Raw genomic sequence first — 16,366 nt, forward strand, 5'->3', positions numbered from 1 at the left:
TAACATCATAATTTGCTTTTTCGTATGATTGAATAAAACTCACTAAGTACTATTTGTTATAAAAAATCCTTCAAGAGATATTCTTGAGGGATTTTTTTGTATATTAAATTTTTATTGATTATTTTCTTTAATAAATTTTGCCGAAGTTTCAGGTGCCCAAATAAGGCAAACGATGAAACTAAATAATAAAACAAGTGCACAAACTATCATTGATAGGTTTGTTCCACCATTGTTGGTTAAAATTGGCAGTAAAAACGTTCCGGCAGCTGCCCCAATTCGGCTAATCGTTATACACGTTCCTACGCCCATACCGCGGACTTTTACATCAAATAGTTCAGTTGGGTAGGGGTAATCTAAAACAAGTCCAGATGAAAGAATAATAGCGAATATAGCGAAAATAGTTAATTTGATCGTTGAATTTATATTAGTAAAAATCACTAAACTTCCGATTAGCAATCCAGAAATAAGGAAGTTGCTAATTAAGAAGGCACGGCGACTAATTTTATTAAAAATAAAAATTCCCAGTAAAACGCCGATTAACATACCGCCGTTATAAATAATTCCTGAAACTTTTGCATCAGTGATGCCCATTCCTTTTAAAAGAATCGGCAAGAAAATACTAATACCAAAGAATGCGAAAGCCTGACATGCGTAGAAAATTCCACCAACTAGCGTCTTGCGTAAATATTTCTTTGAAAATAAAGTAGCAAATGTAACGCTGTTAACATCTTTAGCCTTCTTTTCACGTTTAAAGAAACGCTTAGGCAAGCGCCATTTTCGGCCCATATGCTTTTGAATAACTTTATTTGCTGTTTTAACTTTACCTTGGCTAGCAAGCCAAGTTGGTGAGGCTGGTAAAGTAAAAATTGAGCGAAAAATTGCAGTAATTAATGCAGGCACGGCGCCTGTAGCGAGGATAATTTGCCAAGTATGAGGCCCGAAACCTGTTAAAAAAGTTCCGACTATATACGAAGCGATAAAACCAATTGTCCAATAAATTAATAAGTGACTTTGGCGTTTACTATCTTCACCTTTAGGAAGCCATTCGGTTAATAGGGCGTTTCCAACAGTATAATCAATAGCAATCATTAAACCGATGATTACTCTTAAAATAAAAGTTAGGAGCAAATTGGCAGTTGTTAAATGAAAAAGTGTAAAGATTGCTAAGATATACATATTAATCATTAGCATTCTGCGACGTCCAATTTTATCGGAAATACGACCGACAATTAAGCTGCCTGCTAAACCAATTAAAGCTCCGGCTCCAATTAATCCTGTCCAAAGATCACTAATTTGAATATACTTTGCTGCTTCGGATAATGCTGTACCAGAAATTCCGAGAGAATAACCACAAGCTATTTGGCCTAAAATCACGGCAACAAACACTCGTAAATGTACAGGCATTAATGGTGCCTTTTTATAATTTTTCTTTTCTCTAATTAATTTTTCTCGTTTCTCTTGATCTCTCATAAGAATAGATTCATGCAAAGGGGCACAAAATCTATTTAAAACTCATCTCCTTAAAGGTATACTAGTATCGAATAACATATATTACCTTAACAAAAAATATAAATTTATGCAAAAAAAGAGATTAGATCAATTGCCTAATCTCTTTTTAACTTATTACTTAATCTTTGTAGAATGTCTCTTCTACAGCATGTGTAATTGCAATTTTATCATGAGCGTAAGATAGACCGCCTTGAATGTATAAACGGTATGGTGGACGTAACGGACCATCAGAAGAAAGTTCAATAGTTGAACCTTCAGTGAAGCTTCCTGATGCCATTACAACATCGTCTTCATAACCATCTTGATGATATGGAATTGGATCTACGAATGAATTCATAGGTGAGTAGTGTTGGATTGCGGCACAGAATTTAACCATTGGATCTGGCTTGCCAAAAGTTACAGTTTGAACGATATCTGTTCTTGGGTCATTCCACTTAGGAGCAACTTTCATTCCCATTTCTTCACATAAAGCTGCAGTATAAATCATACCTTTTAATGCTTCACCGGTAGTATGAGCTGCCATAAAGAATCCTTGGTAAATATCACGTAAGTAGCCCCAGGTTGCGCCTTCGCCTTTTCCTGCACCAGGAACGTTCAAACGTGAACCTGCACCTTCGATTAAATCTTTGCGGCCAACTAAGAAGGCTCCACCCTTAACAATTCCTGCTCCAGCGTTCTTAAAAAGGGAACCAGCCATCATGTCTGCACCATAGAAAGTAGGTTCTTCACATTCAGAAAATTCACCATAACAATTATCAATGAAGATATTTACGTCTGGGCGAACTTCCTTAATGAATTTGAGCATCTTCTTAATTTTTTCCATAGTGAAACTTGCACGAACCGCATAGCCCAATGAACGTTGAATAGTTACAACTTTAATAGATTTATCTTGTAAATCTTTTTTAGCTTGTTCGTAATTAACTTCACCGTTATCAAGAAGTTCTGTTGTTTTAAAGTTAATGCCCCATTCTTTCATATTGCCAGGTTTGTTACCAGCAAGACCGATGACTTCTTGAATTGTATCGTAAGGAGTACCTGTTAGATAGTAAAGAGTATCACCAGGACGAAGCATACTGAAAAGCCCAACAGAGATAGCTTGCGTAGCTGATGAGAATTGTGAACGAACTAAAGCATCATCAGTTTTGAAGTAATCGGCATAAATTGCTTCAATTTTGTCACGGCCGATATCGTCATAACCGTAACCGGTTGAAGGAACTAAATCTTCTTCACCAACGCGATGTTTTCTGAATAAATCTAAAACACGTTGTTGGTTGTAAAGAACTTGTTCGTCAATTTCGTGTAAGCGAGGTGCGATAAGCTTATCAACCTTAGCTACTTTTTCACTTAAATCTTTAGGTAAATTTTCTTTCCAAGATAAAACCATTATTTTCTCCTTAATTATTCTTGATATTCTCTTTTAAAATTTCAGCTTGTACTAAAATTGTACCGTCTTTTTGCTTAGATAAATAGACACCCTGAATTTCTGGTACAAAGCCTGGGAATTTTTCGATTGCGCCAGCTAATACTTCAAAGTATTTTTGATCGATTTCTGACCATCTTTCACCAGGAGCAACAATAAATACACCAGGTGGATAAGGAAGAGCACCTTCAGCGGCAATTCTTCCTTGAACGTCTTTTAGGTCGACTAATTCGCTTTGATTGCGCATGAATAAAGTGTCGGCTTCTTCAGGCGTCATAACGTAAGTTTGCATGTCGGGTTTAGCAAATAATTCTTTTTGCAAAATGAAAGTTTTGTTTGCTTTATAGTAGTCATGCATTTCTTGGCATAATTGCTTTAGAGTATAACCTTTGTATCGATCTGGATAAACTTTAGCTAATTTAGGCAAGGCATTAGCAAGTGGAGCGTCTTCGTTATATAATTTTTCAAATTCTAAGAATGAATTTAAAAGCGTATCAAGCTCTTCTTTAGTGTCACCAGGAGTGAGCAAGAAAAGAAGGGAATTAAGATCAGCCTTAGCACGAATGATGCGTTTTTCCATTAAGAATTCAGAAACTACAGCGCTGGGAATTCCTTTTTCTTCATAACTTGCATCTTTAATATTTATTCCCGGGGAAATAACGGTAATTTTTAATGGATCGAGCATTGCTTCACCATCAGCAATTTCTTTAAATCCATGCCAGTAATCGTTATGGTTAAAGTCCCAATACTTATGATTAGTTGCTAACTCGTCCGTTGAGATATTCGCAAAGTTGTCAGGAACAAAAGGCTTAAATAGTTTTGATTTTTTAAGCAATTTCTTACGGAACACAATACCATTGCGTAGGATTTCGTCCCACCATTTTTTATTTCCTTCACCGGCTGTTAGATATGAGTTAACGGTTAAAGAAGCATATAGTGGGTAAGAATAACTTGAAGTTACAAATTTTAAATAGGCATTATTGAAGTGTTTATGATCTACATATCGCTTTTGACCTTTGATATGAGAGTCCTTCTTTAAAATTTGTGATGCCTGTCCCATTCCGGCTTGTTGTTTATGAAGTGATTGGGTAACTAAAATTCCGGGATCATCAGGACCGTAATTATAGGCAAGAGGTGATAAGTGATTCATGATTGGAACAAATTGTTCAAAACCACCCCAAGCACAATCAAAAAGAATGTAATCACAAAGCTTACCAATTTTATCAATTAACCATTTAGCGTCATAAAATAGGCCATCATAGGTTTCTGATTGAATAATAGCCAATCTAAAGGGACGCTTAGCTTTTGCTTTCTCAGGGTCAATTTTGGCGATTTGCTTACGAATATTTTCTTCATCTAAGGCTTTTGGATTCATTTCACCGATTAATCCCAGAGGGTTACGATCAGTTTGAATGTAAACGGGCTTAGCGCCAGTCATTACTAATGCACTGTTGTATAAAGACTTGTGATTGTTACGATCAAATAAAACCAAATCGCCTTTAGTAAGGACAGCGCTAGCGCAGATTGAGTTTGCACTTGTTGTACCGTTTGTACAGAAATAAACTTTATCAGCGTTATAGGTTTGAGCTGCCTTTTGTTCAGCAGTTAAAGGCGTACCTTCATGAGTCATTGTGTCACCTAGCTCAGCAACGGTATCGCTTGTGTCGGCGAACATTAAATTTTTGCCGAAAAATTCATTGAAAACAGCACCAGCTGGGTGTTTGGCATAATATAAGCCATTGTGGTGTCCGGGAGTTGTAAAACTGATTGGTCGGTCTTCCGCAAAGTTGATTAAATCAGTTAAGAAACCCGGGACCATTTCTTTAGTATAATTTTGTGCGGTATGAGTAATTTTTTGGACTTCATTTTCTGTTGGAGTATTATCTGTGATCTTAATAATTGGGATACCAAGGCCTGAAGATTTTTGTAAATCTGTAGCAACCTTTAACGAGTTATTATCATTTTTGTTTACAACGATTGCTGCAAGAGATGCACCGTCAGTGTCCTTTGTAAGAGAAGTGGTTTTCCAATTCTCAAGATCACTGAATTTCACATGATTGCCAATGGCGATTTTTAGGAAATTCATAATTTCTCCTCCAAAAACTATTGCAAAATGGATATAAATCCTTATAATTTTCCACGTACGTTTTTTACGGTTTAGTATAAAAACAACAGAGTATTCAAAAATAAAGTACCAAAAATAGATTATATCTACATTGAGGTTATATACAAGTGGATTTGAGGAGTTTGTGTATTTGCATACAATTAAAGCCCCCAAATATTGAAGATATGTTATAGAAAAAATCTTTAATTATTTTGGAGGATAAAATTGGATAGTTTAGAACCTAAAAAACACTATATGAGCTGGCCGGTCATTGCCTTGCTTGACTTCGTTACCATCATCAGTTTTGAAAACATTTTTTACCCATTTCAAAATCAAGGACTTTCAGTAGTAGTTTCTTGGATTTTCTTACTTTTTTCTTATGTTATTCCTTATGCTTTGATTGCTAGTCAGATGAGTTTGACATTTGATAATCAAGCCGGAGGTTTAGCATCATGGGTTCGTCGAAGCAGTAATGATACATTGGGTTATTGGACATCATGGATGTACTGGGTACAAAGTGTTCCTTATATCGTTGATGTTTCTAACTCAGTTATTGTGTCATTCAGCTGGATAATTTTTGGCGATAATTCTTTAGATAAAAGAATGTCAACTTTCTGGTTCGGATTGTTAACATTTGCCATTATTTTGTTGTTCATTTTGCTTGAGAATCGTTTGAAGAATTCTTTGGAAATCCTTTCACTTCTTGGTGGAGGGGCAATGTTCATCATGTCTATGCTCTTTGTGCTTTTGGCAGCTTGGGCTGTTATGCACGGGCATCATATTGCAACTCAACCATTCAACTGGGGTGCATTTAAACCATCATTTAGTTTGAATTACTTCTCAACAACTGGTTTGTTAATCTTCGCGATGTCTGGTGCGGAACTTGCTGCTCCTTACGTTTCTCAAATGCGCAATCCAAAGCGTGATTTTCCAAAGGCAATGTGGATGCTTGCTATTATGACAGGTTTTCTTACTATTTTTGGAACTTTAGCTTTGGCAATGTTCTTTAATGCTCATCATATTCCACACGACTTTAAGATGAATGGTCCATACTATGCATTCCAATTATTGGGTGAAAGTTTGGGTGTAGGTAAGCTTTTGATGTACATCTTTGCCGTTGTTCAAGCATTGTTTATGATGGCTCAGCTTGCCGTTTTATTGGATGCTTCAAGTCGTGTGTTTGCGGGCGACGTTGCTGATAGATTCATGCCTAAGTGGCTTACTGAAAAGAAAAATAAAAACGGTCGTCCTGTTCACTCATACACTTTCACAGTTGGTTTAAGCTTATTCCTTCTTTTGCTTACAGGAACTTTGCCTAATATCAACACGATTTATAACTGGCTTTTGAACATTAATGGTATTATTTCTCCATACAAGACCTGCTGGGTATTCTTTGCCTTTGTAGCAATGCGTCTTCATCAAGAAAAATATCATTCAGACTATGTCTTTATTAAAAATAAGACTGGTGCTTTAATCGTTGGTGGTTGGTGTTTAGCCTTTACTTTTGTATGTGCCACTTTAGGTTTCATTCCACAAAATGTTAAGGTTGGTACAGTTGCCTTTAGTCATCAATTAATTATGAACTTTATTACTGTATTCGTTCTTTTCGGTTTAGGATTTATCTTGCCACTTATGCGTAAGCATAAAGAAAAGAAAAACGAAATGATGTAAAAATAAAAAGACGCTTCTGTAAATTTAGAAGCGTCTTTTTTATTGCTTTAAACAGCTTTTTGGGTTGTATCACCAGCAATTTTTGTTTTATTAAGCAAAAGTGAACTACCAACAACTGAAACAGATGAGAAGGCCATTGCAAGGCCGGCGAGTTCAGGACTTAAAGTTAAACCTAAGCCCATAAAAAGCCCGGCGGCAATAGGAATACCAATTGTGTTGTAGATAAGTGCCCAGAAGAGGTTTAATTTAATTCTATTGAAAGTCTTCTTAGAAATATCTAACGCTCTCACAACGCCTCTTAAATCGTTTTGTACAAGGACAATTCCACCTGAATCGATGGCAATGTCAGTTCCTGAACCCATTGCGATACCAACATCTGCGGTTGATAAAGCAGGAGCGTCATTAATTCCATCACCAACAAAGGCTACTTTTTTACCAGAATTTTGTAAATCTTTGATATGTTGTGCTTTTTCAGTTGGTAAAACACCAGCAATTACTTTATCGATGCCAACTTCATCGGCAATCGCTTGAGCAACTTTTTCATTATCACCAGTAAGCATAATAGTTGTTAAACCACGCTTTTTTAATTCAGTGATTGCTTCTTTTGAACTTGGTTTGGGCGTATCTTGAATAGCAATAAGTCCAATAATTTGATTATTGAAACCAACGTAGACAACTATCTTTGCTTGTCTTTGTAATTGTTCAGCATTTTGAGATATTTCCTGGGGAATTTCAATATTTGATGCAATTTTTTCACTACCGACAAAAGCAATTTGATCGTTGTATTCTGCTTTAACCCCTTTGCCTTCGATAGCCTCAAAATGGTTTGCTTTTATTAAAGGAATTTTTTCTTCTGTGGCCTTTTTCATAATTGCGGAGGCAAGAGGATGTTCAGAAGATTCTTCGAGACTTGCTGCAACAGAGAGAACTTTCTCATTGTCGCCGATAATATCTGTGACTTCGGGTTTACCAATTGTGATAGTTCCGGTTTTGTCAAAAACAACAGTATCAATGTCGCTGACTTCTTCAAGGACTTCACCATTTTTGATCAAAACGCCCATCTTTGCGCTTCTTGCTGTACCTACCATTAATGCTGTTGGAGTTGCTAAGCCGAGTGCACATGGGCAAGCGATAACGATGACAGAAACTGCAAATAGCATTGCTTCAACAATAGTTGCACCTAAAAATGCATACCAAATGATAAAAGTTAGAATAGCGATGATTAAGACAGCGGGAACAAAAATATTTGAAATTTTATCAGTCATCTTTTGAATTGGAGCATGACTGGTTTGAGCCTTTTTAACTAAATCAACAATTTGAGCAAGCATAGTATCTTGGCCAATTTTTGTTGCTTTAAATGTAATTGTTCCGTTATTGTTAATCGTTGAACCTACAACTGGATCGCCAGCTTTTTTAGTTACAGGCATGCTTTCACCTGTAACCATTGATTCATCAATTGTAGAGGATCCTTCCATGATCGTTCCATCAACGGGGATCTTTTCTCCGGGTTTAACTCGAATTAAGTCACCGACTTGCACATCCTCTAATGGAATTTTTACGTATTTGCCGTCACGTAATACCTCGGCATCTTTTGCTTGTAAATCCATTAATTTAGCTAAAGCATTGGAGGCATTATCGTGCATTTTTTCTTCCATAGCATCGCCAAGCAAAACAAATACTGTTACAAAAGCGGCACTTTCGAAGTAAACTTCACGACCGGTAAACATAGCGAAAATGCTGTAAAAATAGGCAACAGAAGTTCCTACCGCCACGAGTGTATTCATATTAGCACTATGCTTTTTAAAGGCTGCCCACGCACTTTTCCAATAGGGCGCAGCTGAAATTGCCATGATAATTGTTGTCGTTATAAATGCGATCCAATTATATCCGGGCATCATCCAATGAAAAGGCATTGCAATCATTTGGATAAGCATTGGAATTGCTAAAATGAATGAAATCCAAAAGCGTTTAATATTGGATAATTTCATTACTTAACAACAACCTTTCCATGGAACATATCCATTCCGCAAGCGTAGTTATAAGTTCCGGGCTTGTCAGTAGGAATATCGATTATGACTTCTTTTTTACCATCTAAATTTTCATCAAAGTTTAAATCTTTAGAAACAATTTCATTCATGCAGCCCATATTGTCTGATGAAATAAATTTAAGTTGAGCAGGTTTGCCTTGCTTGAAAGTGATTGTATCAGGTTTATAACCATGGTTTTCTGCATTTACAACGACTTTTTTAGTTTGTTTTTTTGAAAAAATACTCATTATTTAACAACAACCTTTCCATGAAACATATCCATTCCGCAAGCAAAGTTATAAGTTCCTGCTTTGTCTGTTGGAATATTAACTGTAGTAATTTTTTGTTTAGTTAAATCTTCATTAACGCCAAGCTGCTCAAATACAACGTGCGATAAGCAAGCAGTAGAGTCGCGCATGTCAAAGTTTACTTGAGCAGGGACGCCTTTTTTCAAGACAACGGTTGAAGGAGAATAGCCTCCATTAACAACAATTGTTGCTGTTTGTTCATTGTTAACAATTGTTGAAGTACCACTGGCTTCTTTATGCTTGCCAAAGAACCACCAAATAATGAAGGCTATTAAAATTAAGCCAATAACGATTGTAAAAATTTGTGAAATATTCATAATTATTTACCTCTAACAAATTTTTTCTTTTCCAGGCAAACAATTGCATGGAACCATTTTTGGAGCCGTTTTTTCTTTTATAGCTATTTCTTTTTTCATTTTATTTAAATCGTTTTTAGAAATAGGAGAGTCATTTAAAAGTTTAAGAATCACTTCTCCTTTGTGCATATCGCACATGCGATTTAAAAGCTCTTGAGCGGCTTCTGCCATCATATCGGTTTGATTGACCGTGGCCGAATAAATAAAGCGTCTACCGTCTTTTTTGGTTGCTAGCAGGCCTTTTTTTACTAAACGCCGAAGCAAAGTTTTAATAGTTGACTCTGTCCAATCTTTTTTTGCCTGTAGTTCTTCAATAATTTGAGTTGAACTGGCGGATTGAAGCGTCCAGACAATGCGCATGACTTCCCATTCGCTATCTGAAATTGTATTAACTGTTTCGTGCATCATGTTTTGTTTCCTTTCGTTTACAATTGTAAATATACACCATAAGTTTACACTTGTAAACTAAGATACCTATCTTTTGAATAATAAAAAAGCAAGAACTTACTAAGTTCTTGCTAGATGTTTCATATGAAACTTTATTTTTATAAATTAGTAATCAAGAAGAATCCGATAAAGATAAAGAATAGAATATACATCATTACAGAAACTTCTTTATAACGTTTAGTTGCAATCATCGTAATTGGGTAAGCGATCATACCTAAAGCAAGCCCATCAGAAATGCTGTAAGTAAGAGGCATACCAACAACAATTAAGAAAGCAGGGAAGGCAATTTCAAATTTTTCCCAATCGATCTTCTTCAAATTAGATGCCATAAGCACGCCAACAATAATCAAAGCAGGAGCTGTAACTGTTGTTGGAATAACCGCTAAAAGTGGGCTGAAGATCATTGAAATCAAGAAGAAAATACCAATAAAAATTGCAGTTAAACCTGTTCGACCGCCCATAGCGATACCGGCACTTGATTCAACTGAAGTTCCAAGAGGAGCTGTACCGCAAATTGCACCTTCGATCATAGCTGTTGAATCTGCAGCAAAGGCACGACCGATGCGTGGGATTTTGCCATCTTTATCTACTAAACCAGCTTGTTCAGTCATTCCGATTAAAGTACCTGCTGTATCAAAGAAGGTAACAAGCAAAAAGGTCAAAACAACAATAAACAATTGTGGCGTATTAATGTCACTTAAATGGAAAATTGCTTGACCAAAAGTTGGCGCCATTGAAGGCGGGGTAGAAATGAATGAATGTGGCAATGGAATTTGACCAATACAAATTCCGAATATTGCAGTAACGATCATTCCGATAAAGATTGAGCCTGGAACGTTCATTGCCATCAAAATAACAGTAAGAACTAAACCGAATAATGTAATCCAGACAGCTGGAGAAGAAAACTTTCCAAGCGTTACAAGTGAGGAACTACTATCAACGATTAATTTTCCGTTTTGCAAGCCGATAAAGGCAATAAACAATCCAATACCAGCTGAGATAGCATATTTTAAATCTTGTGGAATAGCGTCAACAACTAACTCACGCAAATGAAGAGCTGTAATTAATACAAATAAAATTGAAGCAACTAAAACAGCTGCTAAGGCTGTTTGCCAATTAATATGCATGTTGCCACAAACGTTGTAAGCAAAGAAGGCGGCACTTCCCAAAGTTGGCGCCAAAGCTATTGGATAGTTGGCAACCAAACCCATAATAAAACATCCGATTGCTGTAGCAACGGCTGTAACGGTAAAAGCTGCGCCAGCTGGAATTCCTGCTGCATGCAAAATATTGGGGTTAACGAATAAGATGTAGGAGAGACTGACAAATGTGGTTAATGCAGCGATTAGTTCGCGTTTGACAGTGGTATGAGCATCTTGCAAATGAAAGACTTTATTTAACAACTCCATTGATTCCTCCGTGTAGAAATAATATATCGAAAAATAAAAAGACAACTTCTACCATAACCATGTACGGTAAAAGCTGCCTTAAAATTTATGACCTCAATTACCTATAGTCCTGATTTTCCGGATCAGGGTAGAAACTGTCGACCTTATTTCGACGATATATAGATATTACTTTAGTCGTATTCTAGCAGAGTTTTAATTCTTATGCAATGTGAGAAAATATAAAGTAATTCATATCAATATTTCCTAGGAAATATAACAAATAACTCTTGACCTTAACGTATCGTAAACGTGTATTTTAAATTATAGAAAGAGGTGAAAGTAATGTCAGATGAAAGTAAAAAATATAGTGTTAGTGAAATTGCAAAATTAGCACAAGTATCTCCCCGAACGGTTCGCTTTTATGATGAAAAGAATTTGGTTTCTCCTGCCAAAATTGAAGAAAATGGCTATCGAATTTATACGGACAAAGAACTTGAACAGTTAAAGCTAATTTCATATTTAAAAGAATTAGGATTTACTTTAAAAGATATCAAGAAATTATTACATGATAAAAATAGTTCCCAATCTTTTAGATTATTAATTGAACGGCAACAACAGATTAATGAAGAAAAAATAGCAGTGTTAAAAGATAAACAGAAACTGTTGAAAGATTTTAAAAAGATCTTACGACCTAGAAATATAAAAAATGATAATGTAGCTGACATTACGAGACTTATGAAAAATGAAGCAAAATTAACTCGCTATAGAAGAAAAATGTGGATTTATGCTGTAATCCTATTTTTAGTCGAAATATCAGGAATATATGGTACAGTTATTGCAGGTAAAGAAGCTAAGCCAATGTTGGCAGTAGCTATTTTTACAATAATGGTAATCTTAATCGCAATTTTTGGAACTTTGTTAACATTAAAGTACTACCAAAATGTTGCATATATTTGTCCGAATTGCGGAAATGAATTCATTCCAAAACTTAGAAAATTTTTCTGGGCTGCGCATACACCTAAATTTAGAAAATTGCGTTGTCCTAAGTGTAATGAAAAATCATATTGCTTAGAAGTAGCACGATGAACAAAAACAGAGTTCAAATTTTTGAACTCTGTTTTCTTTGATTAAGGAGATTTTCATTTTATGTTTAAGACAGCAAAGTAAATAATAAAGACTATGAATAGGATCCACATCATTGGGGTAATTTGCTTGAATTTTTTAGCGGCAATCATTGAAATTGGATAAGCAATTATCCCCCAAGCTAGACCATCAGAGATTGAATACGTAAGCGGCATTCCTACTACAATTAAGAATGCGGGAATAGCAATTTCCAAATCTGTCCAATGAACATGAGCTAAATTTTCTGCCATTAAAACACCGACAATGATTAAGGCAGGTGCGGTAACTTGCGTTGTAAAGACGCTTAAAATTGGACTAAAGATTGTACTGATTAAGAAGAAAATTCCTACCCAAACAGCTGTTAAACCAGTTCGACCACCGACGGCGATACCTGAACTTGATTCAACAAAGGCGCCAACAGGCGAGGTTCCCAAAACGGAACCGACAAGCATTCCGGATGAGTCAGCCGCTAAAGCTTGACCAGCACGAGGCATTTTATTGTCTTTCATCAGGCCTGCTTGTTGAACCAAGCCAATTAAAGTTCCTGTAGTATCGAAGAATGTTACGAGCAAAAAGGTAAAAACAACTACCCACATCTGCATAGTATTAATATCGCCAATATGGAAAATTGCCTGACCAAAGGTTGGCGTAATACTTGGAACGGCCGAGATTACTCCTTTTGGCATAGGAATTTGACCGATTACGATACCAAAGATGGCTGCTAAAATCATTCCAATGAAAATAGCTCCCGGAACTTTGGCTATCATAAGAAAAACAGTTACAAGCAAACCGAAAATTGTAATCCAAACAGCAGGATTATTTAAACTACCAATTGTAACTAATGTTGAGTCGCTGTTTTGGATTAACTTACCACCTTGTAAGCCAATAAAGGCAATAAATAAACCAATTCCAGCTGAAATCGCATATTTAATATCTGCGGGAATTGCGTCGATAATCATTTCACGGATTTTGAATACTGTTAACAGAATAAATAAAATAGAAGCAACTAAGACAGCAGCCAAGGCTGTTTGCCATTTAACATGCATGCCCAGACAAACTGTATAAGTAAAGAATGCATTTAAACCAAGGGTTGGAGCAGAAGCAATAGGATAGTTTGCAATTAAGCCCATTACGATACAAGTAAAAGCTGAGGATAAGGCCGTTACAGTAAATAATGCGCCTTTATCCATTCCACTTCCACCTAACACATTTGGGTTAACGAATAAAATGTAAGACATACTTACGAAAGTAGTTAAACCCGCTAGTAATTCTGTTTTGAATGAGGTATTGTTCTCATTTAAGTGAAAAAATTTACTAATAGAATTCATATAGCCCTCCTGGCAATGTTCGCAAAATATCCGATTATATTCTATAAACTAAAGATATTCGCAAGATGCAATAGTTAATACCGAATGATCAATTAAAATTATACAGTAATAGTTAACTATTTCAAGATAAAATGGTGATTATATTCGTTTTTGTTGAATGAATTCGCCTCCATGGATGAAAAACGTAATTTTTGTTCGGAAAACAAAAAAGAACCGAGAATTATCTCAGTTCTTCTTTGTTAATATTTATCTTTTTTACTTAGTAATTCAGTACCCACAAGAAGATTAAGAATACCACGAACAGTACCCACATCATTGGGCTAACTTCTTTACCACGCTTTGCGGCTACCATACAAATTGGATAAGTGATTAAACCTAAAGCCAAACCATCTGAAATTGAATAAGTAAGAGGCATACCTAATAAAATTAAGAAAGATGGAACGGCAATTTCAAGCTTATTCCAATGAATATGGGCAGTATTTTGAGCCATCAAGACACCAACGATGATCAAAGCAGGTGCAGTAACTTGAGTTGTAAAGACTGCCAAAAGTGGCTGAAGATCATTGAAATAAGGAAGAAGATAGCAACAAAGACAGCTGTTAAACCAGTTCGACCACCAACAGCGATTCCCGCACTTGATTCAACGAAAGCACCCACAGGTGAAGTTCCCAAAACAGAGCCGACCATCATGGCACTTGAATCGGCAGCCAAAGCTTTACCAACGCGAGGCATCTTATTATTTTTCATAAAGCCGGCTTGTTGTGCCAAACCAATTAAAGTACCTGCAGTATCAAAGAATGTAACAAGAAGGAAGGTTAAAACAACGATCCACATTTGCAAAGTATTAATATCTTTAATATGGAAAACAGCTTGGCCAAAAGTTGGTGCGAGGCTTGGAGCCATTGAAACAACTTTATGAGGAATGGCAATTTGACCTGTACAGATTCCGAAGATTGCTGATAAAACCATTCCGATGAAAATAGCGCCAGGAACGTTTAAAATCATCAAAATTACAGTTACGAGCAAGCCAAAAATAGTAATCCAAACAAGAGGATTATGAAGTGATCCTAAACCAACCAAAGTTGATTTATTGTCAACGATCAAGCCACCATCTTGTAAACCTAAAAACGCAATGAACAAACCAATACCTGATGAAATTGCGAACTTCAAGTCGGAAGGAATTGCATCAATAATTTTTTCACGTAATTTAAACAAAGTAATCAAGATAAAAATAATTGAGGCAACAAAAACGCTGGCTAAGGCTGTTTGCCACTTAACATGCATGCCGACACAAACTGTGTAAGCAAAGAATGCATTGATTCCCAAAGCAGGAGCTTCACCAATTGGGTAATTAGCAACAATCCCCATAATCGCTGTTCCAAGAGCAGCGGCTAAAGCTGTTGCGGTGAAAACAGCTCCCGTATTCATGCCACTGTCGCCTAAAACGTTAGGATTAACAAATAAAATGTAAGACATACTAATGAAGGTTGTTAAACCGGCCAAGAACTCGGTTTTTACGCTTGTCTTATATTGATCAAGCTTAAAGTAAGATTTAATAAAATTCATTTTTCTCTCCAAAGAAATGTTCGTGTTTTGTGTCAATTCAAACAACTATTATACTCTATCATTCTAGTTTTATTTTGTAAATACGAATTATAAAAAGAAAATGGCAATCAAACGATTATATATTAATGTAAGCGATTAATTAAATTCTGAAAATATATTGACTTTAAGGTAATGAAACCGCTAAAATAGTTTCATTCACTTACTTTTTGATACAAAGAATTTAGGGAGAAAACTGAATATGAATATTGTTTATATGTTTATTCCGGCAGTTGCTTGGGGAATTTTGCCCCTTGCGGTTGCTAAGGTAAATGGCAAACCTATTAACCAAATTTTGGGAACAACGGTAGGGACGTTGATTGTTGGTATTATTGCTTTGCCATTTATTAAAATGAATATTGATGCAAAGACATTCTGGCTTGCTGCTCTTGCCGGTGCTTTCTGGGTTGTTGGACAACTTGGTCAATATACGGGTTATGCAAAAATTGGTGTTTCTGAAACCATGCCAATTTCTACAGGTTTGCAATTAATCGGAACATCATTAGTTGGTGTAGTGATTTTTGGGGAATGGGCTTCTACTAACGCAAAGATTTGGGGCTTTATTGGAATTGCATTGTTAATTATCGGAGCAATTCTTACTTCTATTTCTGATAAGGGAACAAGCGAAGGCAATGAGAAGAACCAAGTAGGAACAATTATTATGTTAGTTTGCACCACACTTGGTTTCATCATTTATAACTCAATTCCTAAGGCAATGTCCGCTTCAGGCCTTGCTATTTTCTTCCCAGAATCAGTCGGAATGGTTTTAGCTGTCCTTGTTTACTTAGTATTTACTAAGCAACTGGGTGAATTAAAGGCTAAAAGCAGTTGGCAAAGCTTGATTGCAGGTTTTATTTTTGCGATTGCCGCAATTGGTTATATTCTTTCTGTTAAGGATAATGGTGTTAATACAGCCTTTGTTGTTTCTCAACTTTCTGTAGTTATTTCTACACTAGGTGGAATGTTATTCTTGCATGAAAAGAAGACCAAAAAAGGTTTCATTTTCACTATTTCTGGCTTAATCATTATTTTAATCGGTGCAATTTTAACAACGATTATGCATTAATTTATTTCAAAAATAAAA

Annotated in this window: 12 protein-coding genes, 1 pseudogene and 1 riboswitch; of the genes and pseudogenes, 3 read left to right on the top strand and 10 right to left on the bottom strand. The window is 35.9% G+C overall.

Features of this window, described 5'->3' with window-relative positions:
* Positions 1–111 precede the first annotated feature (111 nt).
* The 3 genes from JCM6256_RS05325 to JCM6256_RS05335 form a co-directional block, all read right to left on the bottom strand.
* Complete coding sequence (locus JCM6256_RS05325; RefSeq protein WP_025080731.1) at positions 112–1,470, bottom strand: MFS transporter; 1,359 nt, start codon at positions 1,468–1,470, stop codon at positions 112–114.
* Between the two features lie 157 nt (positions 1,471–1,627).
* Entirely contained in the window at positions 1,628–2,893 is a 1,266-nt protein-coding gene (locus JCM6256_RS05330; RefSeq protein ID WP_025080732.1) for a methionine gamma-lyase family protein, read from the bottom strand.
* A 10-nt stretch (positions 2,894–2,903) separates the two neighbouring features.
* Positions 2,904–5,015, bottom strand: a complete 2,112-nt coding sequence (locus JCM6256_RS05335) for a putative ornithine decarboxylase (RefSeq protein ID WP_025080733.1) — start codon at positions 5,013–5,015, stop codon at positions 2,904–2,906.
* A 273-nt stretch (positions 5,016–5,288) separates the two neighbouring features.
* On the opposite strand from JCM6256_RS05335, the gene JCM6256_RS05340 reads away from it, so the two are divergent.
* Complete coding sequence (locus JCM6256_RS05340; RefSeq protein ID WP_051545875.1) at positions 5,289–6,704, top strand: APC family permease; 1,416 nt, start codon at positions 5,289–5,291, stop codon at positions 6,702–6,704.
* A 47-nt stretch (positions 6,705–6,751) separates the two neighbouring features.
* On the opposite strand, the gene JCM6256_RS05345 is transcribed toward JCM6256_RS05340, so the two are convergent.
* The 5 genes from JCM6256_RS05345 to JCM6256_RS05365 form a co-directional block, all read right to left on the bottom strand.
* Positions 6,752–8,692, bottom strand: coding sequence for a copper-translocating P-type ATPase (locus tag JCM6256_RS05345; RefSeq protein ID WP_025080735.1), 1,941 nt, complete (start codon positions 8,690–8,692; stop codon positions 6,752–6,754).
* A complete protein-coding gene (locus JCM6256_RS05350; protein WP_025080736.1) occupies positions 8,692–8,979 on the bottom strand; it encodes a cupredoxin domain-containing protein in 288 nt (95 codons plus the stop codon). Before JCM6256_RS05350 ends, JCM6256_RS05345 begins: the two co-directional genes overlap by 1 nt.
* Complete coding sequence (locus JCM6256_RS05355; protein WP_025080737.1) at positions 8,979–9,356, bottom strand: cupredoxin domain-containing protein; 378 nt, start codon at positions 9,354–9,356, stop codon at positions 8,979–8,981. The genes JCM6256_RS05350 and JCM6256_RS05355 overlap by 1 nt, the downstream gene beginning before the upstream one ends.
* 12 nt (positions 9,357–9,368) lie before the next feature.
* Positions 9,369–9,803 (bottom strand): CopY/TcrY family copper transport repressor, encoded by a 435-nt coding sequence (locus JCM6256_RS05360; RefSeq protein ID WP_025080738.1) that lies wholly within the window; start codon positions 9,801–9,803, stop codon positions 9,369–9,371.
* Between the two features lie 137 nt (positions 9,804–9,940).
* On the bottom strand, positions 9,941–11,251 hold the full coding sequence (locus tag JCM6256_RS05365) for an NCS2 family permease (RefSeq protein WP_025080739.1): 1,311 nt from the start codon (positions 11,249–11,251) through the stop codon (positions 9,941–9,943).
* A gap of 84 nt (positions 11,252–11,335) precedes the next feature.
* Positions 11,336–11,433, bottom strand: a riboswitch (purine riboswitch).
* A gap of 139 nt (positions 11,434–11,572) precedes the next feature.
* Here JCM6256_RS05365 and JCM6256_RS05370 point away from each other — a divergent pair.
* Entirely contained in the window at positions 11,573–12,316 is a 744-nt protein-coding gene (locus JCM6256_RS05370; RefSeq protein WP_025080740.1) for a MerR family transcriptional regulator, read from the top strand.
* Positions 12,317–12,369: 53 nt separating this feature from the next.
* Here the strand turns inward: JCM6256_RS05370 and JCM6256_RS05375 are convergent, their stop codons facing one another.
* Together JCM6256_RS05375 and JCM6256_RS09870 are read right to left on the bottom strand one after the other, a co-directional pair.
* Positions 12,370–13,680, bottom strand: coding sequence for an NCS2 family permease (locus JCM6256_RS05375; protein ID WP_025080741.1), 1,311 nt, complete (start codon positions 13,678–13,680; stop codon positions 12,370–12,372).
* Positions 13,681–13,939: 259 nt separating this feature from the next.
* Positions 13,940–15,246 (bottom strand): annotated as a pseudogene (locus JCM6256_RS09870) (NCS2 family permease).
* Positions 15,247–15,484: 238 nt separating this feature from the next.
* Between JCM6256_RS09870 and JCM6256_RS05385 the strand changes: the two are divergent.
* Positions 15,485–16,348: a GRP family sugar transporter gene (locus tag JCM6256_RS05385; protein WP_025080742.1), complete on the top strand. Its 864-nt coding sequence runs from the start codon at positions 15,485–15,487 to the stop codon at positions 16,346–16,348.
* Positions 16,349–16,366 lie beyond the last annotated feature (18 nt).

The organism is Lactobacillus hamsteri DSM 5661 = JCM 6256, from assembly GCF_000615445.1.
Taxonomy (GTDB): domain Bacteria; phylum Bacillota; class Bacilli; order Lactobacillales; family Lactobacillaceae; genus Lactobacillus; species Lactobacillus hamsteri.

What these genes read in the sequence shown, in the direction of transcription:
- JCM6256_RS05350 (WP_025080736.1), bottom strand. Translation starts at nt 8,979, where the DNA reads ATGAGTATTTTTTCAAAAAAACAAACTAAAAAAGTCGTTGTAAATGCA.
- JCM6256_RS05355 (WP_025080737.1), bottom strand. Translation starts at nt 9,356, where the DNA reads ATGAATATTTCACAAATTTTTACAATCGTTATTGGCTTAATTTTAATA.
- JCM6256_RS05330 (WP_025080732.1), bottom strand. Translation starts at nt 2,893, where the DNA reads ATGGTTTTATCTTGGAAAGAAAATTTACCTAAAGATTTAAGTGAAAAA.
- JCM6256_RS05340 (WP_051545875.1), top strand. Translation starts at nt 5,289, where the DNA reads ATGAGCTGGCCGGTCATTGCCTTGCTTGACTTCGTTACCATCATCAGT.
- JCM6256_RS05370 (WP_025080740.1), top strand. Translation starts at nt 11,573, where the DNA reads ATGTCAGATGAAAGTAAAAAATATAGTGTTAGTGAAATTGCAAAATTA.
- JCM6256_RS05345 (WP_025080735.1), bottom strand. Translation starts at nt 8,692, where the DNA reads ATGAAATTATCCAATATTAAACGCTTTTGGATTTCATTCATTTTAGCA.
- JCM6256_RS05360 (WP_025080738.1), bottom strand. Translation starts at nt 9,803, where the DNA reads ATGATGCACGAAACAGTTAATACAATTTCAGATAGCGAATGGGAAGTC.
- JCM6256_RS05385 (WP_025080742.1), top strand. Translation starts at nt 15,485, where the DNA reads ATGAATATTGTTTATATGTTTATTCCGGCAGTTGCTTGGGGAATTTTG.
- JCM6256_RS05375 (WP_025080741.1), bottom strand. Translation starts at nt 13,680, where the DNA reads ATGAATTCTATTAGTAAATTTTTTCACTTAAATGAGAACAATACCTCA.
- JCM6256_RS05365 (WP_025080739.1), bottom strand. Translation starts at nt 11,251, where the DNA reads ATGGAGTTGTTAAATAAAGTCTTTCATTTGCAAGATGCTCATACCACT.
- JCM6256_RS05325 (WP_025080731.1), bottom strand. Translation starts at nt 1,470, where the DNA reads ATGAGAGATCAAGAGAAACGAGAAAAATTAATTAGAGAAAAGAAAAAT.
- JCM6256_RS05335 (WP_025080733.1), bottom strand. Translation starts at nt 5,015, where the DNA reads ATGAATTTCCTAAAAATCGCCATTGGCAATCATGTGAAATTCAGTGAT.